At 33.4% G+C, this 21,879-nt stretch carries 18 protein-coding genes; 15 read left to right on the top strand and 3 right to left on the bottom strand.

Annotated elements, in window-relative coordinates:
* Positions 1–42: 42 nt before the first annotated feature.
* The gene (locus BMZ09_RS05320) at positions 43–3,381 is read right to left on the bottom strand and encodes a zinc-dependent metalloprotease (RefSeq protein WP_090838197.1); all 3,339 of its coding nucleotides are present in this window, start codon (positions 3,379–3,381) and stop codon (positions 43–45) included.
* A 515-nt stretch (positions 3,382–3,896) separates the two neighbouring features.
* Here BMZ09_RS05320 and BMZ09_RS05325 point away from each other — a divergent pair.
* The 15 genes from BMZ09_RS05325 to BMZ09_RS05395 all read left to right on the top strand — a co-directional run bounded on the left by BMZ09_RS05325 (position 3,897) and on the right by BMZ09_RS05395 (position 19,008).
* Positions 3,897–6,701: a T9SS-dependent choice-of-anchor J family protein gene (locus tag BMZ09_RS05325; RefSeq protein WP_090838199.1), complete on the top strand. Its 2,805-nt coding sequence runs from the start codon at positions 3,897–3,899 to the stop codon at positions 6,699–6,701.
* 79 nt (positions 6,702–6,780) lie between these two features.
* Positions 6,781–7,695: a bifunctional riboflavin kinase/FAD synthetase gene (locus BMZ09_RS05330; RefSeq protein WP_090838202.1), complete on the top strand. Its 915-nt coding sequence runs from the start codon at positions 6,781–6,783 to the stop codon at positions 7,693–7,695.
* Positions 7,685–9,004: an HTTM domain-containing protein gene (locus tag BMZ09_RS05335; RefSeq protein WP_090838204.1), complete on the top strand. Its 1,320-nt coding sequence runs from the start codon at positions 7,685–7,687 to the stop codon at positions 9,002–9,004. Before BMZ09_RS05330 ends, BMZ09_RS05335 begins: the two co-directional genes overlap by 11 nt.
* 165 nt (positions 9,005–9,169) lie before the next feature.
* On the top strand, positions 9,170–10,447 hold the full coding sequence (gene serS, locus BMZ09_RS05340) for a serine--tRNA ligase (protein ID WP_090838206.1): 1,278 nt from the start codon (positions 9,170–9,172) through the stop codon (positions 10,445–10,447).
* A gap of 331 nt (positions 10,448–10,778) precedes the next feature.
* Positions 10,779–12,563 carry a tetratricopeptide repeat protein gene (locus tag BMZ09_RS05345; RefSeq protein WP_090838208.1) on the top strand — a complete coding sequence of 595 codons (1,785 nt, stop codon included), beginning with the start codon at positions 10,779–10,781 and terminating at the stop codon, positions 12,561–12,563.
* An 8-nt stretch (positions 12,564–12,571) separates the two neighbouring features.
* Positions 12,572–13,087 (top strand): GNAT family N-acetyltransferase, encoded by a 516-nt coding sequence (locus BMZ09_RS05350; RefSeq protein WP_090838209.1) that lies wholly within the window; start codon positions 12,572–12,574, stop codon positions 13,085–13,087.
* 41 nt (positions 13,088–13,128) lie between these two features.
* Positions 13,129–13,452, top strand: coding sequence for a DUF4286 family protein (locus BMZ09_RS05355; RefSeq protein ID WP_090838210.1), 324 nt, complete (start codon positions 13,129–13,131; stop codon positions 13,450–13,452).
* Positions 13,453–13,482: 30 nt separating this feature from the next.
* Complete coding sequence (gene rsmA, locus BMZ09_RS05360; RefSeq protein ID WP_090838212.1) at positions 13,483–14,280, top strand: 16S rRNA (adenine(1518)-N(6)/adenine(1519)-N(6))-dimethyltransferase RsmA; 798 nt, start codon at positions 13,483–13,485, stop codon at positions 14,278–14,280.
* A 4-nt stretch (positions 14,281–14,284) separates the two neighbouring features.
* On the top strand, positions 14,285–15,658 hold the full coding sequence (gene mgtE / locus BMZ09_RS05365; protein ID WP_090838213.1) for a magnesium transporter: 1,374 nt from the start codon (positions 14,285–14,287) through the stop codon (positions 15,656–15,658).
* Between the two features lie 120 nt (positions 15,659–15,778).
* Positions 15,779–16,144: a cupin domain-containing protein gene (locus BMZ09_RS05370; protein WP_090838215.1), complete on the top strand. Its 366-nt coding sequence runs from the start codon at positions 15,779–15,781 to the stop codon at positions 16,142–16,144.
* 19 nt (positions 16,145–16,163) lie between these two features.
* A complete protein-coding gene (locus BMZ09_RS05375; RefSeq protein WP_090838217.1) occupies positions 16,164–17,102 on the top strand; it encodes a 2-hydroxyacid dehydrogenase in 939 nt (312 codons plus the stop codon).
* A 25-nt stretch (positions 17,103–17,127) separates the two neighbouring features.
* A complete protein-coding gene (locus BMZ09_RS05380) occupies positions 17,128–17,589 on the top strand; it encodes a DUF1801 domain-containing protein (protein WP_090838219.1) in 462 nt (153 codons plus the stop codon).
* Positions 17,586–17,975, top strand: coding sequence for a VOC family protein (locus BMZ09_RS05385; RefSeq protein ID WP_090838221.1), 390 nt, complete (start codon positions 17,586–17,588; stop codon positions 17,973–17,975). Before BMZ09_RS05380 ends, BMZ09_RS05385 begins: the two co-directional genes overlap by 4 nt.
* A gap of 49 nt (positions 17,976–18,024) precedes the next feature.
* Positions 18,025–18,567, top strand: coding sequence for a hypothetical protein (locus BMZ09_RS05390; protein ID WP_090838223.1), 543 nt, complete (start codon positions 18,025–18,027; stop codon positions 18,565–18,567).
* Positions 18,568–18,681: 114 nt separating this feature from the next.
* Positions 18,682–19,008, top strand: a complete 327-nt coding sequence (locus BMZ09_RS05395) for an ArsR/SmtB family transcription factor (RefSeq protein ID WP_090838225.1) — start codon at positions 18,682–18,684, stop codon at positions 19,006–19,008.
* A gap of 3 nt (positions 19,009–19,011) precedes the next feature.
* On the opposite strand, the gene BMZ09_RS05400 is transcribed toward BMZ09_RS05395, so the two are convergent.
* Together BMZ09_RS05400 and BMZ09_RS05405 are read right to left on the bottom strand one after the other, a co-directional pair.
* A complete protein-coding gene (locus tag BMZ09_RS05400) occupies positions 19,012–20,049 on the bottom strand; it encodes a carboxypeptidase-like regulatory domain-containing protein (RefSeq protein ID WP_090838227.1) in 1,038 nt (345 codons plus the stop codon).
* Positions 20,042–21,859, bottom strand: a complete 1,818-nt coding sequence (locus BMZ09_RS05405; RefSeq protein ID WP_090838229.1) for a GNAT family N-acyltransferase — start codon at positions 21,857–21,859, stop codon at positions 20,042–20,044. The genes BMZ09_RS05400 and BMZ09_RS05405 overlap by 8 nt, the downstream gene beginning before the upstream one ends.
* Positions 21,860–21,879: the final 20 nt, after the last annotated feature.

Consider the following 21,879-nt stretch of genomic DNA (forward strand, 5'->3'; position numbering starts at 1 on the left):
GCTAAATAGCTTCCTTTTTTTTATTTAATAATTGTATTACTACTACTTGACAATAACTTTTTTAGTTTGTTTATTAACCCCATCACTAACTTGTAGCATGTACATTCCTGATTGTACATTTTCTAAGTTAACTGTTTCGTTAAAAGTAGGAGAACTTTCGTATGTTTTATAAAATACACTTCTTCCTCTAATATCATAAACCGCTAAAACAACATTTTTAGATGAAATGCTATTTAACTTAACATTAAAGGACCCATTGTTTGGGTTAGGATATACTGTAAAATCTGAGATTGAAGTATTAAAATCTGATGCTGATAACGTACGCATTACACAAACTTCTAAATCAAAACTATTGAAAGTACCTCCGTCAAAATTAGCATCATCAACAATAGTTAACACCCAGTCTCCAGCAGACATCTCACCATATAAAGTAGATAAATCTCCTTCCGGAATAAAACTACCTGTAAACGGAGCAGCACCTGCTGTAATTAATCCATCAGTTCCCTCTTGATCAAAAATAGTACCTGTATAGTTATCTCCACTACTTCCATTATCCGACGTTAACTCAACCACTGTCCCATTTGGACTAGTTAAAGTTATATCTAAATCAGCAGACCACGTATGTGTAATATCAACAGTTACATTAACATCTGTAATTGGAAAATCTTCAGGGATATTGACAGTAGAAACAACCGTATTTCCTGCTCCACTTGCAGAGATATTTTGTGCTACATTATCCGTATATATTCCACAAGTCAAATTAGCAGTTTTAAAAGTAAATACCGCTGATGGATTGGAAGAAGCACACTGATTAGAACTAGTTACTCTCCAAAAATAATCAGTATTTACATCTAACATTGACGCTGTATACATATTTGTTTGTATTGTTGCAGACTCTAAAATAGTTCCAAAACTAGCATCTGTTGCTATTTCAACTAAATAATCTACTGCATTAGGATCTAAATCCCAAGACAATTCTACATCAGAAGCAACATCTATAGCTCCATCTAAAGGTGATGCCAAAACAACACTTGCTAAAGTACCATTATACACATTAAGCGTTAATGGCACTGATTTAGTAATCGTACCAGATACAGCTTCTAAAGAAAAAGGATAAGAACCAATAAGTAATGATCCTGTCCCAGATACCGTTACAGTACCTGTTGTTCCATCAGCAGTAGCAGATGCAGGACTAATAACTGCAGATGCTCCTGCAGGCAAACCTAATACTGAAAAATTAGTAGTACCAGTAAAACCTAAAAATGTATTGTATGTAAAGTTATAAACTGCATTTGCCGGTTCACAAACATCCATTTCTGGATTTGTTACACTAACAACAAACTCAGACTCTTGAATTGTAAAATTAGTTGAGTTAACAGCATAAAATATATTATTATTCCCTTCTACTATTACTCTTGCCATAGAAGTCACTGCTCCAATTGGCACAACAACATCATGAGATCCATCATTAGGCACATTGGATGCAATAGTCAAAGGAAATGTTAATCCACCATCCGTAGATAATAAAATATTAACTGTAGGCGTATTTACAGCTCCTCCATCTGTTCCCGAAACATCCCAATTTACTATTTGAGTCGAACCTGCATCCCAAGTAACATTTGTAGTTTGAGAAGTGACAGCAAAAGGCCCAGAGGCACCATCGACTGTTACTAACATTTCATCAAAATCTGTTTGAGGCATTTGGCCAACACCACCACCTTCAGATCGATCCCTTACAGTTAATGCAAAATTTAAATTTCTTCCTACGGTTGAAACAGTTTCCCAAGAAGTATTATCTACAGTTTCTACTGGATTAGACTCAGTCAACTGTCCATCTAAAACTCTGCTTAAAATTGGCATATATCTGTTAGGAGATGTACTTGGCGGTCTTGACCTCCAAACTGCTCCTGTTGTTTTTGTAGGCGCAAAATTTGTAAACGATGTTACCCCGTCATCTGTTTGCTCCCAAGTATACGTTAAAGTATCAGTAGCATCAGCATCTGTAGCAGCTCCTTTTAAAATAAAAGCTGTACCCATTGGGATCGTATAATCTGCACCAGCATCTGCAACTGGAGGATTATTAGTAATAGCAGTAGTTACTGCACAATTATTAGGAGCAGTCGTTACATTATCCAAAATTTGAGTAATACTGTAATAGTGAAAATAAGGATCACTATGATCCTGCACATCATTACCTCCGGTAATACCTGCATACCCCATAATAGTTGTTCCACTACCTGGTTCTGCATTTACTCCTGTTCCTTCAGAACTATTTGACCATGTATGATTTGCTCCCATTTGGTGACCAATTTCATGCGGTACATAGTCAATATCAAAAAAATCAGCCATAAAAGGGCCTCCATCATTATCCGTAAATTGGTGAGCTGAAAAACCACTCCCCTTACCACTCTGACAAACACAACCTATACATCCTGCATTACCATTATTTGCTGCAAAAGTCAAAAGATGACCTATATCATAATCAGTTTCTCCTACAGTTGCTGTTAAATTAGATTGTAAATCTGAGTTTAAGTTACTCCCATAAGGATCTGGAACTGCTGTAGAATAAATTAAATCCAACGCAGGGTCATCCGCAGTATCAACTAAAACAAATGTAATAGCCATGTCAACTTCAAAAACTTCATTATTTCTATCTAAAGTAGAAATCATTTGGGCCAATGCATCTGCTCTAGCATCTCCATTTGCTGCATTTCCATCATCCCAAAAAGAAGTATACTCCTGAGTTACTGACATTGCCATTCTAAAAGTCCTTAATAATTGGTCATTAGCATCGCGAGACACCTCGCTGCTAATAATTCTTTTAGAAATATCGACATCCTCTGTTAAACACTCAAATGTTTCAGAAGAATTTAATTGAGCCGTTCTATTATAAATAATATACTGCCCATTAGACACTTTAGTAATAGGTTGAATGTAAACAGTTTCTTTACCTGGCTCTGAAATCATCCCTTTCAAACCCAAAGGTGTTACACTAAATCTTACTCTAGTTCCTGAATTATCAGTTCTTGAACCTAGATATGTTTTAATATTAGGATGCTGTGCAATATTATCATTGGACGAGAAAATTTGAGTTTCTACAACTCTAAATTCCTGCTTTTGTCCATTAATACTTGGAAAACTAACTATAGTATTAGATTTTCCATGAGATGTTCTTCTTAATGGCGCTCCTAATAATTGTTGTCTAAAATTTTGAATATTAAATTGAAAAATTTCAGAGTTATCCTTGTCTAAATTTTTTAGAGAAATACCAGTGGCATTCTCATTAAATGTTGTTTTTGACCATACTCCATCTTGAGCTAAAACAATATTAGCAAAGAGCAAAAAAGTTAGTAAAAAAACATAATGTATTTTTGTTTTCATAAGTGAGAGATTTTTGAATACTCAAATCTAAAGAAACTATTGTTTAATTAATAAAAATTTAACAACAACTTTAATGCATGCATAATTAAATAGCCGCTTTTACTAAAAAAAGTTTAAATAAACCATTGCTCCTTTTTAAATCAACCAATTGCAATCGCAAATGCTTAGATAAAAATACAGATGAAAATGCATCAAAAAAAAAATACAAACTACTAAAAAACAAGACCTAACAACAAACTTATTTATATCCATTTTGCAAAAAACTGCTGGTAAGGATTATTTTAAATTTTAAAGGAAAACAAACTAAAAATACAATACCATAATTTTTGTTTTTTATAATTCTTCAAGAATAAACTAGAATTATACAATTTCAGAATCTCAGCGTGTAAAATTTCCTACTAAAACAAGAAAATTACTGTTAAAATTTTAAAAAAATACAGATAACTTACCAATTTTAACAGACTACTTCTAAAAATTTACATAATTTCATCGCATAAATTCAAAAATCCCGTTTAATGAAAAAAATTACATTTTATTTTTTTACTGTTTTATTTGCGTGCGCATTTACATCCACTGCTCAAACATCAAAAAAAATAATAGACATCTCGTCTAATACCGATGACATTATTAGATGTCATGCCGATGAAATAAATGCCGAAAATTTAAAAAGCAACCCTAATATGATGGGTAGTGATGCTTTTGAAGACAAACTAAAAGCAAAAATACACGAATTAAGTCAGCAAAGAAGTGCTGAACAAATGGTTGTTTTAACAATCCCTGTAGTGGTCCACGTCCTTAATAACGGAGAAGCTATCGGTGTAAACTCTAACATCTCTGATGCACAAGTTTTATCTCAAATTGAAGTGTTAAACGAAGATTTTAGAAGAATGTTAGGAACTAGAGGTTACAACACCAACCCTATTGGTGCCGATGTAGAAGTTCAATTCTGCATGGCTCAAACGGCTCCTGACGGTAGCCCAACAAGTGGAATTAACAGAATTAACATTGGTCAAAATGGACTAACAGGTTCTGGGACTACTGCCAACGAAATAACTAATGATTTAGTAAACCAAGTTGAAGCTTTAAAGCCAAGTAGTATTTGGGATGCTTCACTTTATATGAATATGTGGTCAGTAAAGTTTAATAATGGAGGTCTTTTGGGTTATGCACAATTTCCAGGAGGAGCTGCAAATACCGACGGAGTAGTATCTAGACACGATTCTTTTGGAAGTAATGATGCTACCGGTGTTAATATATCTGGAGACTTTAATTTAGGAAGAACAATGACTCATGAAGTGGGACACTTTTTAGGGTTACTACATACTTTTCAAGGGGGATGTACTGGCACAGGTGCCAATGCTGGAGATTTTTGCGCAGACACTCCTGCGGTAGCAAGCGACACATCAAATGGTAGTATTTGTAATACTGGAAATGACTCATGCCCATCAGACCCTGGTTTAGATATGGTTGAAAACTATATGGACTACAGTACAGATGCATGTATGGATACCTTTACTTTAGATCAAAAAGCAAGAGTCCAAGCAGTTTTGGCTACAGCAACTAATAGAGCTTCTTTAACCTCTTCAAATGCATGTAACTCGCCAACAACTCCGTATATTAATTTTGCTCCAGGATCAATATCTCCTGGTCAAGTAGCAGAAGGTAGTGATTGTAATTATACAGACTATATGATTGATCTAAGTATGAACATTCCTGCAAATGCTAATGCTACAGCTTCATTGACTAATTCTGGTACAGCAACAGAAAACGTAGATTTTACATTATTAAATAACGCGGTAACATTTACAACTGGATCAACTACACCAAGTAACCCAATAACGTTAAGAGTTTTTAATGATAGTAGTATTGAAAATGACGAAACAATTACATTATCAATTAACGTAAACACGACAGGAGATGCATTAGCCGAAAATGACATATATGCCTACACTATTGAAAACGATGATAATGTTTTAGTAGACGAAGGTAACGCAGTACTTTTTAGCGATGGGTTTGAAACTTATCCTGATTTTACAATAACACCTGTTGGAGGTTGGACTTTAATTGATAATGATGGAGACTCAACATACTCTTCTGATGCATCTGACTTTCCAAATGAATCTTATACTGGGTCTTTTATCGTTTTTAATCCATCTGCAACAACACCTGTATCAAACGCAGGTTGGGATGCACACTCAGGAAGCAAAGGATACTATTGCTTTAACGCGACAGGATCTGTAAGCGGGACACCTGTAAATGATGATTACGCTATTACTCCTCAAATTGCATTAAACGGAACGAATAGTGAGTTAAAATTTTGGGCAAAATCACTAACAGATAATTATAATGGTGGAGAACGTTTTAAAGTAGAAATTTCAACTACAAACACAAACGCTTCAAGTTTTACAACTATAAGCCCTGCGCCATACACTGTACCGCCTTTAACTTGGACAGAATATACGTATGACCTATCAAGTTATGATGGGCAAGATATATACGTGGCTATTCATGTAATATCTGCCGATGAGTTTGTCTTTTTCTTAGATGATATCTCAGTAACAGCAGATGTAACGACATTAGTTCAAACGGAAGTAAATACAACTTCAGCAGACCAAATTAATCTTACTGGAGTTGGACAATCTTACGCAACAGATGCTACTACAAATAACATCATGTTAGATATTGATAACACAGGTGGTGATGACTATGGTTGTACTACAGTGGCTGTATCAAGAGATGCTATAACTGCAGGAGCTGCAGCAGTAGGCTATAACGGTGCTACTGACGCTACAGGATTTGTAACCGCTAAAACGTTTGACGTAACAGCAACAAATGCAGTAACTGGAACAGCAACTGTAAGCTTCTATTTTACAGAAGCAGAACTTGCTAACTGGGAAACTATGACTGGACAAGACAGAGCATCAATAAGTGCTAAAAATGATACAACAAGTGAAGTACAACCAGTAACAATCACTGCTTTTGGATCAGATTCTAAATTAACTGCAACATTTACAAGTGGATTAACCGGAACGTATTACTTTGGTCTTTCATCTACTTTATCTGTCGGAGATTTTGAATTAGCAAGTACTATTTCAATTTATCCTAATCCTACAGTTTCTGCCTTAACTATTAAGGTAAACAACAGTGATTTACCTACTGCTTACCAGGTATACAACATGTTAGGACAGTTAATTACTAAAAGTCAAATTAACAATGCTCAAGACTTAACTATCGATACTACTCCGTTTAGTAATGGAATGTACTTTATTAAAATATCTAAAGCAGGTAACACTATTACATTACCTTTTATTAAAAAATAAAAACTAATTTTAAATAACTTAAAAGCCAATTGATTTTATTCAATTGGCTTTTTTACTTTTGTAGAATAACAATTACACATTGAAAACAAATCAAAAGCAACATACAGTACTAACTATTGGCACATTTGACGGTGTACATATAGGCCATCAAAAGATCATTAAAAGATTAGTTGAAGTTGCTAACATAAAAGATTTACAACCCTCACTACTAACGTTTTTTCCGCATCCTAGAATGGTGCTACAAAAAGACGCTAACATTAAGTTAATTAATACAATAAGCGAAAAAGAGCAACTTTTAAAACGTTTTGGTATTACTAACCTAGTGGTTAAAAAGTTTACAAAAGACTTCTCTAGATTAACCGCTGAAGTTTATGTAGAAGATATATTGGTAAATCAACTAAAATCTAAATATGTAATTATTGGTTATGACCATCATTTTGGTCGTAACAGAAATGCAAATATTGAAGATTTAAAACAATTTGGAACGCAATTTAACTTTGAAGTTGAAGAAATTTCAATGCAAGACATTAATGATGTTGCCATATCCTCTACAAAAATTAGAAGCGCATTACTCGAAGGAGATATAAAAACAGCCAACACTTACTTAGGGTATAATTTTATGCTAACCGGAACCATAATAAAAGGTAAAGGTTTAGGAAAAACAATCCACTACCCTACTGCTAATTTAAATATAGAAGAGTCCTACAAACTAATACCAAAACAAGGTGTTTATGTCGTCAAAGCTTTAATTGACGACAAAACTGAATTTGGTATGATGAATATTGGTAATAATCCAACAGTAAATGGTCAGTCAGAAACTATCGAGACACACTTTTTTAATTATGACCAATCGCTTTATGGCAAAAAAATAAGCATCGAATTATTGGAGCGTCTTAGAGACGAACAAAAATTCGAAAATTTAGAAGAATTAACCAAACAATTAGATTTAGATAAGATTAAGGCAAAAGCCTTTTTAAGCCAATATGCTAAATAGATTTCTTTTTAAACAAATTGATAATAGTGCATTAATAGTTTTCAGAATTATTTTTGGACTACTTTGTTTTCTAGAATCTGTTGGTGCCATATTTACGGGCTGGGTCAAATACACTTTAATAGATCCAAAATTCACGTTTAACTTTATAGGTTTAGATATTTTACAGCCATTACCGGGTAATTGGATGTATGCCTACTACTTTATAATGGGTGTTTTTGGACTACTAATAATGGTAGGTTACAAATACAGACTTAGTATAATTGCTTTTACACTTATGTGGACAAGCACCTATCTAATGCAAAAAGCATCTTATAACAATCATTATTATTTACTATGCCTATTAAGCATTATAATGTGCTGTCTTCCTGCTAACAAATACGCGTCTATAGATGTCAAACTAAAGCCTAGCATAAAACAAATAAGTATGCCTAGTTGGTGCAAATGGATTTTTGTGATACAGCTTTTTATAATGTACACTTACGCTGCTATTGCTAAGCTATATCCAGACTGGCTTAATTTAACCGTGCCAGCACAATTAATGAAAGGTAAAATGGACTACCCAATTATTGGCAGTCTTTTACAACACCAATTTTTCACTTATCTAGTTGGTTACGGAGGTATATTATATGATGGTTTAATTATCCCGCTACTACTTTATAAACCTACACGAAAATTTGCTTTTTGGGGTTCAATATTTTTTCATTTATTTAACTCAATAGTCTTTGGCGTTGGTATTTTTCCATACTTAGCACTGGCCTTTTCATTGTTCTTTTTTAACTCAGAGACAATCAAAAATATCTTTTTAAAAAGAAAACAATACTACAATCAAGCAGAAATCAAAATACTAAACTACAAACCGTATTTAGTTACATTAGCAACTATTTACTTTGTGATTCAAATTGTACTACCTATAAGACATCATTTTATTGAAGATAACGTGTTATGGACAGAGGAAGGACATAGATTATCTTGGCGCATGATGCTAAGATCAAAATCTGGCTATGCTAATTTTAAAGTGGTGGATAAAGACACAAAAAAAACAACCATTGTAAACCTAAACAACTACCTTTCTAAAAAGCAAAAACGTATGATTGCCACCAAACCCGATGTTATCTGGCAATTTGCACAGCATTTAAAACAGGATTATAAAAGCAAAGGTCAAGATATTGAGGTTTATGTAACTGCCAAAACTAGTGTAAATGGCAGACCGTTTAAAACACTAATTAATCCTAAGGTTGACATGGCAAATGCCCGTTGGGAAGTCTTTAAACACAACAATTGGATATTACCGTCTCAATTAGATAAATAATTTATTTTAAAGCAACCAAAATCTTATTACTTTTACAGCTTAAAGTTGTAGTCAATAGACTGCGTTAAGGATTGAAGTGGCATCCTTTTTTTTGCTGCCATAAATGGCAAAAAAAAGATATAACGGAAAGCCTGACCTTTAGGTAACGCCAAAAAACAAAAAAACATGTTACAAGTACCATTTATTAGAGAAAACAAAGACTTAGTAATCAATAGACTTGCAGTCAGAAATATTGATGCTACTGCAATGATTGAAGAGGTGATAAATTTAGATGAAGCCCGTCGTGCTTTGCAAACTAAATTGGATGCAATACTAGCAGAATCCAATGCTATCTCTAAAGAAATTGGTATTTTATATAAATCCGGTCAAGCCGAAAAAGCAAATGCTTTAAAAAGTAAAACAGCTGATTTTAAGGAAGAATCTAAGGAATTAAACGACCAGTTAACAACGACTGCCGAAGCTTTAAACCAAGCACTTTACAAAATACCAAATATCCCACATGCGTCTGTACCTAAGGGTAACAGCGAAGAAGATAACGAAGAAGTGTTTTCTGAAGGTGAGATCCCTAAATTACATGATGGCGCATTACCACACTGGGAATTGGCTAAAAAATATGACATTATAGATTTTGAGTTAGGTACCAAAATTGCTGGTGCAGGTTTTCCTGTTTACAAAGGTAAAGGCGCTAGACTACAACGTGCTTTAATTGCTTACTTTTTAGACAAAAATACCGCTGCGGGTTACCAAGAGGTACAAGTACCACATTTAGTTAATGAAGCATCAGCTTTTGCTACTGGTCAATTACCAGATAAAGATGGACAAATGTATCACGCAACTAATGTTACGCCTAGTTTATATTTAATTCCGACAGGAGAAGTACCGGCTACAAACATTTTTAGAAATGACTTAATAGACGAAAAAGACCTACCTAAGTGTTTGACAACATACACACCGTGCTTTAGAGTAGAAGCTGGTAGTTATGGTGCACACGTGCGTGGATTAAATCGTTTACATCAATTTGATAAAGTAGAAATTTTACGCGTAGAACATCCTGACAATTCTTACAAAGCATTAGACGGTATGGTTGATCATGTTAAAGCAATACTTAACGAACTAAAATTACCTTTCAGAATATTAAGACTTTGTGGTGGTGATACTGGGTTTACGTCTGCTTTAACTTTTGACTTTGAAGTATTTTCTACTGCGCAAGACCGTTGGTTAGAAATCTCAAGTGTTTCAAATTTTGAAACCTTCCAAGCTAACCGTTTAAAACTGCGATTTAAAAACAGTGATGGTAAAAACGAACTGGCACACACTTTAAACGGAAGTTCTCTTGCGTTACCTAGAGTATTAGCTGGAATCTTAGAAAACTATCAAACCGAAGATGGAATAAAAATCCCTGAAGTATTAATCCCGTACACTGGTTTTGAATACATTAACTAAAAACAAAGTAAGATTAAGATTACTTTTGTGTTAAAAAAAATCGACGAAAGGTTAAAACAAGCGTTGTTACGTTAGTTTTAACCTTTTTTCTTTTGTCTTTAGCTAAAAATAACTTTTCTTTGATTGACATGAGACTAGTTAACACAACTAGAAAACAATAAAAAAATTAAATTACATAGATAAATACCAATCAAAGTAATTGAATCTTATATTGAATATATATGATTAATAGCACATTTATGAGATTGGCTTAATGCCTGAACACTGTTCGGGCATTTTTTTTGCATAATATTTACAATGACTGACTTTGGTATTTGTTATATTTACAATCATGATTATTAAACGCGTACTAATACTATTACTATTAACACTATCCTTTGCAGTTAACGCTCAGGAAGACCTTGTTGCGCGTGAGTATTTTAATACTGGTGAATTTGAAAAAGCTTTAATCAGCTATAAAAAATTATACTCTAAAAACAATAGAAACACCAATTACCTAATACAGATAATAAAAATAGAGCAACAATTAGAGCTGTATAAAGATGTTGAAAACAGATTAATTGACGCCATTCAAACCAAAGCTCAGCCTGACCTAATAGTGCATTTAGGATATAACTATCAATTACAAAACGATACTATAAATGCTAACATCTATTACAAACAAGCCTTAGCAACTTTGGATGAAAACCCAAATAATGTGTACCGCGTAGGACCTACTTTCCAGAAACTATCTCTTTTAGATAATGCTATTACAGCATACAACAAAGCTTCAGAATTAAAACCAACATTAAACTTTAATATGCAATTAGCGCGTATTTATGGAGAGCAAGGTGATGTTCAGAAAATGTTTACTAGTTACATTAATCTTATTGAGGATAGTGACAACTATCAAAACACGATAAAACGGAATGTTAGCGAGTTTATATCCGAGGATGGTAACAGTGAGAATAACATTTTTCTAAGAAAAATTCTATTAAAAAAAAGTCAGCAATCTCAAGATCTAATCTGGAATGAGATGCTAAGTTGGTTATTTATTCAACAAAAAGACTACAATAAAGCTTTTGTCCAAGAAAAAGCCATTTATAAAAGAGAATTAGAAAGCTTAAGCCGTTTGGTAGAATTAGGTCTAATTGCGCAAACGCAAAAACAATATGATGTCGCTTTGGACGTCTTCAATTTTATTATTGAAAGCACACAAAACAATAGTATGAAGTTAGCGGGACACTTAAAAGTCCTAGACATACAAACACAAATTGCGGTTTCTAAAGATTATCCAGCAATTAAAGACAGCTATGTTTTAATCTTAGAGACTTATGGCAAAACACCACAAACCTTAGAACTACAGATTAATTATGCTCATTTTTTAGCCTTTTATTTAAATCAAAAGGAAGACGCTATTAAATTATTAAAAGACACTTTAAAATACAATATTTCAGAATTAGACTTAGCATCAGTAAAACTAGAACTAGGTGACATCTTAGTATTAGAAGAAAAATTTAACCAAGCTTTAATATATTACACACAGATTGAGCGTAACTTAAAAAATAGTACAGTTGCACAAGAAGCAAGATTTAGAATAGCAAAAGCTAGTTATTATAAAGGTGACTTTAAATGGGCAGAATCTCAGCTAAAAATACTAAAATCGTCTACCTCTCAACTAACAGCTAATGATGCTTTAGATTTAAAACTACTAATTAGTGATAACAGAGCGGAGGATTCTTTACAAATTGCTTTAACCAAATATGCTAAAGCAGACTTACTGGCTTATCAAAATAAAAACGACGACGCTATTAATGTACTAGACACTATTCTAGAAGCACATAAAACGGAAGTTATCATACCACAGACCTTGCTAAAACAAGCAGCCTTGTTTGAGGCAAAAAAGGACTATCAAAAAGCAAAAACAAACTACCAACGCATAATTGCAGATTTTAAGGACAGTATTTTAATGGATAACGCCTTATATAATCTAGCGGAACTATTAGTTAATCATTTAGCACAACCAGAGGAAGCTAAAAAATTATACGAAACCATATTGTTTGAACACGCAGATAGTATTTATGCTGTTGAGGCTAGAAAAAAATTTAGAGCACTACGCGGCGATGCTATAAACTAACCACTATTATGATAGTAGCAGAAACAGAACGTCTTATTATAACTAAATTTACAGTAGACGATGCACCGTTTTTTATGGACTTAATTAACACCCCAAAGTTTAAAAAATTTATTGGCGATCGTAAAATTAACACAATACAAAAAGCACAACAACGTATAAAAGAAGGGCATTTAAAAAATTATGCCGAGTTAGGCTATGGATTTTACAAACTGTTACTAAAATCAGAAAACAACATACCTATTGGAACATGCGGACTAACTAAAAGAGAACATTTAGAGCTACCTGATCTTGGATTTGCAATGCTACCGGAATTTGAAGGTAAAGGGTTTGGGTTAGAATCCTCTAAAGCCATTTTAAAATTAGCAACGGAAACATTTAAAATCAAAAAAATTGGCGCAATAACGGCTCCAAATAACGCTGCATCCATAAAACTGATAGAAAAATTAGGTTTAACCTACGAAAAAAAGGTAAAACCCTTTGAGGACGACCAAGAACTTATGTTATTTGCAAAAACTTTACGCTAATAGCTATTTCTGCTTAAGCAGAAATCCTTTAAATCTAAAAAATGTACATATACAACGTCACAGTAAATATAGATGATAGCGCTCATGACGAGTGGTTAATCTGGATCAAACAACACATTCCAACAGTTTTAGCAACTGGTAAGTTTGAAAAAGCAACCTTAACAAAAGTACTTGTGGACGAGGAAATGGGTGGACAAACCTATTCTATTCAGTATAAATCATATTCTAGAGAAGCTTTAGATGCGTATTATAAAGAAGACGCAGATGCGCTTAGAAATGAAGGATTAAAAAAGTTTGCAGACAAAATGTTAGCCTTTAGAACAGAGCTTCAAATTGTGGACGAGTATTCGGTAACGTTTAAATAATTCAGCTTAAGCTGAAAAACAACCTATTTTATGGCACATCAAAAACATAACAATCATCAAGTTAAAGCAAAAAAATTCTTAGGGCAACACTTTTTGGAAGACGAAAGTATTGCAGAGGCTATTGCGGATTCCTTAACTTTAAATGGTTATAAAAACGTCTTAGAGATTGGACCAGGAATGGGTGTTTTAACCAAATACTTACTAAAAAAACCAATTACAACTTACGTTATTGAGATAGATAGAGACAGTGTAGAATACCTACAAAACAACTATCTTAATTTAGCGCCTAGAATTATAGAACAAGATTTTTTAAAATACGATTTAAGCACAACTTTTAGTGAAGAGCCATTAGCTATAATTGGAAATTTTCCATACAATATCTCGACACAAATTGTATTTAAAACATTAGAGCTTCGCGACCAAATTCCAGAATTTTCAGGAATGTTTCAAAAAGAAGTTGCACAACGTATTTGCTCTAAAGAAGGTAGTAAGGTTTACGGTATTTTATCCGTGTTAACCCAAGCCTTTTATGATGCAGAGTATTTATTTACTGTACCTCCAACCGTATTTAATCCACCGCCAAGAGTAGAGTCTGGCGTACTGCGTTTAATTAGAAAAGCGGATTACAGTTTACCATGTGACGAAAAACTATTTTTCAGAGTTGTAAAACAAGCATTTCAACAACGTCGTAAAACCATGCGTAACAGTTTAAAAACAATGGAATTGTCTGATAGTCTAAAAGCAAACCCTATCTTTGACAAGCGACCAGAACAAATTAGCGTTGCACAATTTTTAGAGTTAACAAGCCTTATCGAAAACGACAAATAATTAGTTGGTGGAAGACAATCAAAACATACAATTTCAGCTTACAGATGCCCTTATAGAGCAGGTAGAGTTGCTTATCGAACAAAAAGACGATATAGCACTTAAACTACTTTTAGAAGAGTTTCACTACGCCGATATTGCCGAAATTTTAGACGAAGTAAATCTAGAAGAAGCAATGTATGTTATAAAACTTCTAGACTCTGAGACCACGTCCGATGTCCTAATGGAATTGGATGAGGATAATCGTGAAAAGGTTTTAAAAAATCTTTCTGCTAAAGAGATTGCAGAAGAAATTGAAGAACTTGATACCGATGATGCTGCAGATATTATTGCGGAGCTTCCAGAAGCGCGTCAAGCGGAGGTTATATCTCAAATAGAAGATCAAGAACACAAAGCCGAAATTCAAGAATTACTAGCCTATGACGAGGATACCGCTGGTGGATTGATGGCAAAAGAACTAGTAAAAGTATACGAGACTTGGACCGTTGCTGGTTGTTTACGTCGTATACGTGGACAAGCACAGCACGTTAGTCGCGTACACTCTATTTACGTCGTAGACAAGCAAGAAAAATTATTAGGACGTCTATCCTTAAAAGATTTACTAACTGCAAAAAGCGAACAAAAAATAGCAGAACTATCTAACTCCAACGTAGACTATGTTTACGTAGAAGAAGACGCTGAAGAGGTCGCTAAAATCATGCAAAAGTATGATTTAGAAGCCATTCCAGTAGTAGATCAAAACAAGACCCTATTAGGACGTATTACCATTGATGATATTGTAGATGTTATCCGTGAAGAAGCTGACAAAGATTACCAAATGGCAGCAGGTATATCTCAGGATGTAGAGGCGGATGATAGCATCTTAAAACTTACAAAAGCAAGACTACCATGGTTACTTATTGGTATGTTTGGTGGACTTGGTGCTGCAAGTATTATTGAAGGTTTTAATGGCTCCATGGGCGAGTTTATTATACTTTTAAGCTTTGTACCATTAATACAAGCAACAGCAGGTAACGTAGGGGTACAATCCTCTGCAATTGTAGTACAAGGACTTGCAAATAACAGTATAGATGGCAACATTATAAAACGTCTTTTTAAAGAGGCTATATTAGGATTGGTAAACGGTGTAGCTATAGCACTTGTTGCAATAGTAGTGACTCATTTTGTATTTAAAACACCCTATTTAATATCCATAACTATAGCAATAGCTTTAATTGCGGTAATAATAATGGCTGCTTTAATTGGTACTTTTATCCCTATATTTTTAGATAAAAGAGGTATCGATCCAGCAGTAGCAACAGGGCCATTTATTACAACAAGTAATGATGTTTTTGGAATATTATTATACTTTCTAATTGCAAAATCCATCTTAGGGTTTTAATATCATTTGGGCGTTACCTAAAGGTCGTGCCATCCATTATATCTTTTTTTTGCCATTTATGGCAGCAAAAAAAAGGATGCCATTTCTACCACTAACGCTTAAAAACACTACTTTTAAGCTATGAAAACATTAGACATTAATCAAAAACTATCTAAGTTTACAGATAACTGGCAACCACATCAAATTGCTATAGTAGATAATATGCAAGTCTTACTAGCTAAACTTAAAGGCGAATTTGTATGGCATAGTCATGATAATGAAGACGAACTTTTTCAAGTAATTAAAGGCACATTATACATGCAATTTAGAGACCGTACAGAAGTAGTCCATCCTGGTCAAATTATTGTGGTACCAAAAGGAGTAGAACATAACCCGTGTACAAAAAATAACGAAGAGGTTCACGTCTTACTATTCGAAAAACTAAGTACCGCACATACCGGAACAGTAAAACACGAATTAACACAAACCACTTACCCTAAAATTTAAACAACACTTATATTTCAAAATGAAAATACTTCATCTAGACGCCAATCACCCATTACTTATAGAGCAACTTAACGCATTAGGTTATACTAATCATGAAGATTTTACATCGTCTAAAGACGTTATTCAGCAAAAAATAAATCAATACGATGGTTTTATAATCAGAAGCCGATTTAGTATAGATGCTTCATTTTTAGATGCTGCAACAAATCTAAAATTTATAGGACGTGTAGGTGCAGGATTAGAAAATATTGACTGCGACTATGCAGAGCGCAAAGGTGTAACACTAATAGCTGCACCGGAAGGTAATCGTAATGCAGTTGGAGAACACAGCTTAGCCATGCTCCTATCGCTATTTAACAAGCTAAATAAAGCAGATAAAGAAGTTAGAGAAGGCAAATGGCTACGCGAAGACAATAGAGGTCTAGAACTAGACGGTAAAACCGTTGGGCTAATTGGTTATGGTAACATGGGAAAAGCATTTGCTAAAAAACTACGCGGTTTTGATGTCACTGTTTTGTGTTACGATCTTAAACCAAATATGGGAGACAAAAATGCTACTCAAGTTAGCTTAGCAGAGCTTCAAGAAAAAGCAGATGTTTTAAGCTTACATACACCAGAAACACCATCTACAATAAAAATGATCAATTCAGATTTAATAAAAGGATTTGCAAAACCTTTCTGGCTTATCAATACCGCACGTGGTAAAAGTGTAGTAACCTCAGACTTAGTTTCTGCTTTAAAATCAGGACAAATATTAGGAGCTGGATTAGACGTTTTAGAATACGAAAAATCATCTTTCGAAAACTTATTTAGTGACAACAATATGCCAGAAGCATTTAAATATCTTATTCAATCAGACCAAGTAATACTATCACCCCACGTGGCAGGTTGGACCATAGAAAGCAAAGAAAAATTAGCACAAACTATTGTAGACAAAATCAAAGCAAAATTTTCTTAGTTTTATACCACCACAACTAACTAAAATGAGTACTCAAATAAATACTCCGGAAGACTATATAGCACAACTACCAGAAGAAAGAAAAACTGCTATTAGCAAACTACATAATCTAATACTAAAACACATGCCAAAAGGGCTTGAATCAGGTATGGGTTATGGTATGCTGGCGTATTTTGTACCAAAATCTATTTACCCGGCAGGTTACCATTGTAAACCATTTCCGCCTTTACCGTTTATAAACGTTGCCTCTCAAAAAAACTTTATTGCTATTTATCACTCTGGTTTATATGCAAACAAAGAACTATATAGCTGGTTTGTATCAGAATATCCAAAACACTGCAAATACAAAATAGATATGGGCAAAAGTTGTATCAGGTTTAAAAAGATAGATGATATCCCTTATGATTTGATTACTCAATTACTAGGTAAAATGACTATTAAAGAGTGGATCACAATTTATGAATCTACATTAAATTTAAAAAAATGAAAAAACGCGTCACAGGAATAGGAGGTCTATTTTTTAAAACAAAAGATCCTAAAGCCTCAAAAGATTGGTATAAAAAACACTTAGGGTTTAATACAGACGATTACGGATCTACCTTTTGGTGGAAAGATAAAGAAGGAAACGACTGTTCTACACAATGGAGTCCGTTTAAAGAGGATACTAAGCATTTTGAACCTTCAAAAAAAGAGTTCATGTTTAACTATCGTGTAGAGAATTTACAAGAGTTAATAAAAGTCTTAAAAGAAGAAGGTGTTACCGTTCTAGGAGAAATTGAAGAATACAGCTATGGAAAATTTGGCTGGATACTAGACAACGATGGTAATAAAATAGAACTTTGGGAGCCCATAGATAAAACATTTTTAGAATAATCATTTATTATTGTAATATATTAGCCATCAGAAAACTAACATAATAAACATGAGCGAAGACCATAAAAACATCGAAAGCGAAGCAGAAGAGACTATTAAAGATATAGAAAACACTGTGGAAGATACAGCTAACAATGCTAAAGAAGCTAGTAATGAAACATTAGACGCTGCAAAAGAAAAAACGTCTGAAGTATTAGACAAAGCTGAAGCAAAATTTGACGATATCAAATCGGAAGCAAAAGAAACTTTTGAAAAAGCAAAAGCTAAGGCGACAGAGTTTATTAATGAAGATGCTAAAGAGTTTATGGACGATGCTAAAGACAAAGCAAGCAAAATGGCTAAAGAAGCAGGAGATAAATTTGACGAGCTGTCTGATGATGCCAAAGAGACTTACGATAAAGTAAAAGCAAAAGCGACTGAGTTTATAAATGAAGACGCAAAAGAGCTTTTAGATGATGCCAAGGATAAAGCCTCTAAGTTTGCTGATGAAGCGGGAGATAAATTAGAAGACTTAGCAGAAGATGCTAAAGAAGTGATTGAAGAAACAACTAAAAAGACTAAAAACTTTTTTCAAAGATTATTTGGTAAATAATTTTAAATCAAAAATTTAAAACCAAAATCGGTATTGATTTTGGTTTTTTATGTATTTTTATCATTGTGATATTGCAATATCACGTTTTAATAATATTTAATTATACATATTACTATGGGGTTTTCAAAAAGACAATTGTTTAATGCTTCTCAAAATCAAGTCGCAAGTTTCACTAAAGTTTTAGGGCATCCTGCTAGAATAGCAATGATACAGCATATTAGCGAAAACAAAGATTGTAATTGTAATGCACTAGTAGAAAAAACCGGGTTATCGCAACCAACCATATCTCAACATTTAGGTGAGATTAGAAAAATAGGGTTATTAAAACAAAAGGTAAAAGGTAAAAATCTTTTTTACTCGATAGATTTAGACCAATTAAACGAATGCAGACGTGTAGTCAATGACTTTTTTGTAAAGACCCAGGTAAATTGTAATAAATAATCTTTACTCTAGATTATAATTAATTGGTAACATGGAGACTATTCTATTACTACCAAAAACACCGCCAAATAAGACACTGTTTACAGGCGAATGTATACCAAAAGCGTCTATATAAAATATGTTGTCTTCCGCATTTGGTAACAGAAAAGCTTGTTCCAAATTATCAAAACTAACCACTACTTTATTTGAATCAAAAAAAGACACTTCTTTTAAATCGCTTTCTGATTTAACCACTCTAAAAACAGAAGTCTGCGTTGTTTCAAACAATGGGTCAGAGTCATCCGCGCTTTCCCTTTTAAATAATCTAAAACCATTTTGCTTAAGTGTGTTTTTAGCCAAGCTTCGCATAAAATATAATAAAGAGGTTTTATAAACAACGTTTCGGTTTTGGATATAGCGTTTTTTAGTCTTCTTTTTACTCAATTCAGAAAAAACACTTGTACCGCTATAAAGCACTTTACTAACATAGTTTAAACCAGAAGGTGGACTTTTGAATTCTATTTCAAAATCTATAAGATTATACTCCACCTTATATCCCAAATACTTATTGATTATAATTATTGGTTGATCAGCCATGGCGTACATAGTTTGATCTACTTTACTATATCTAAACCTAACATTATCAAGGTTAGTTATTTTACAATCTTTACTATAGACTGAATGCCCTAAAAACTCACGCGTAAAATACCCTAGTTTTTTTGATCTTGACCAATCATCATCAGACAGAATAACCTCTTCTAAATTAGTAGTTTGAGGTTTTAATTTAATAATTGGATTGGCTTGAAGGATGTCCTTGTTTATAATTTGACTTTCATACCCTATAAAACTAGCTACTAAAGGAACGTTAATGTTTTGATTAGAGGTTATACTAAATAAACCGTCCATGTCTGTAATGACGCCTATTGTAGTACCATCAAAATAAACCGTTACGTTAGGCAAAGGAAGATTACTATCCGCAGCTAATATTGTACCAGTAAAAGTCTGCGCAAATCCAATTGAATTTACAAAAAAAGCAAATACAATTACTAATTTGTTACTCATTCTGATCAGAAATCTTACGCTCTAACTCTGCTTGAAACTCTTCCATAACAGGTCTTACTGTACTTTCTGGAAGGTCTTCAATTTTGATATACATTAAACCGTCAACCGCATTATTAAATAATGGATCTACATTAAAAGCAACTAGACGTGCATTTTGTTTGATATATTTTTTAAGCAACACTGGCAATCTTAAAGCACCCGGTTCAATCTCATCAATAATCTTATCAAATTTATTTAAATCAGCCTCAGTTGCATCAAAAACAAAGTCTTTATCGGCATCCTTAAGCTTAACCTTAAATTCTTTTTTAGGATGTACATACTGTGCAACATAAGGATCGTAGTAATGAGATTTCATAAACTCAATCATTAATGACTTAGAGAATTCTGAAAATTGATTACTAATACTTACCCCACCAATTAAATACTTATGCTCGGGATGGCGTAATGTTGTATGCACAATACCTTTCCAAAGTAAAAATAAAGGCATTGGTTTTTGTTGGTATTCTTTGATAATAAATGCACGACCCATCTCAATAGACTCGCTCATCATTTTATATAACTCAGGTTCAAAACCAAATAAATCTTGTAAATAAAACCCGTTTATGCCATAATTAGCAAATATTTGAGAACCTAATCCCATTCTATAGGCTCCAGCTAAAACATTAGCTTCACTATCCCATAAAAATAAATGATGGTAATAATTATCAAATTCGTCTAAATCTATTGGTTCATTAGTTCCTTCTCCAACCTCTCTAAATGTGATTTCTCTCAAACGTCCAATCTCACGTAAAAGATTAGGCATAGCTGCAGCTGTAGATAAAAAGACTTCGTAATTTTTACTAGTCAATAATTTACAGTCTTGTTCACGCAATGCATCCACTTCTTTAATAATGGCTTCCTGACTAACCGGAGTTACAATTTGCTTTGGCGCTTTTACAGATTTTGGCGCTTTTAAACTGGAAGAAATAGTATCTATAATCTTTTCTTTAGGTTGAAAAGCATTTGACAACATGTATGTTTTTCTTCTAATAAATTCTGAAAAATCAGATAACGATTCATGTTCTGCTTGGTCTTTAATAGAAATAGGTTTCCCTATTCTAACCTTAATGACCCTACGTTTTTGAGTAAATAATTCTGATGGTAATTTGGCAGTTCTAAAAATGTCACTAATCTTAGATAATTTATAAAATAACTTACTATTCTGAGCGTGAAAATATATAGGTACAACCGGTACATTAGCTTTTTTTACCAATTTCATAGCCGCTTCTTCCCAAGGTTTATCGACAACTAATTTACCATCTCTGTAAGTAGATACTTCACCTGCAGGAAAAATACCTAAAGGATGTCCATCTCTTAAATGAGAAATAGCACTTTTAAATCCAGCCAAACTTGATTTAACGTCTTTTCTATCTTCAAAAGGGTTAACAGGCATTATATATGGCTTCATCGGCTCTATACGATGTAATAAGAAATTAGCAATAATTTTAAAATCTTCCCTTTGTTCAAGCATTAATTTTAAAAGCAAAATACCATCAATCCCACCTAATGGATGATTAGAAACAGTAATATAAGCACCATCTTTTGGTAAACGTTTTAAATCTTCTTCAGGAATTTCGAATTTAATTTGAAACTCATCCAAAATACCATCCAAAAACTCTATATCTGACAAATGCTTGTTGCGATTATAGACATTATTTAAGCTGGAAATTTTCAATACTTTCATTAGTATCCAACCAACAAATGTCCCTAAAAACCCGTATTTACTAAGGTTTATAGCGCTCGAAACTTCTTTTGCTGTGACTAATCCCATTTAATTTTTATCATATTTGA

Origin of the sequence: Olleya namhaensis, assembly GCF_900114005.1 — a bacterium.
Taxonomy (GTDB): Bacteria; Bacteroidota; Bacteroidia; order Flavobacteriales; family Flavobacteriaceae; genus Olleya; species Olleya namhaensis.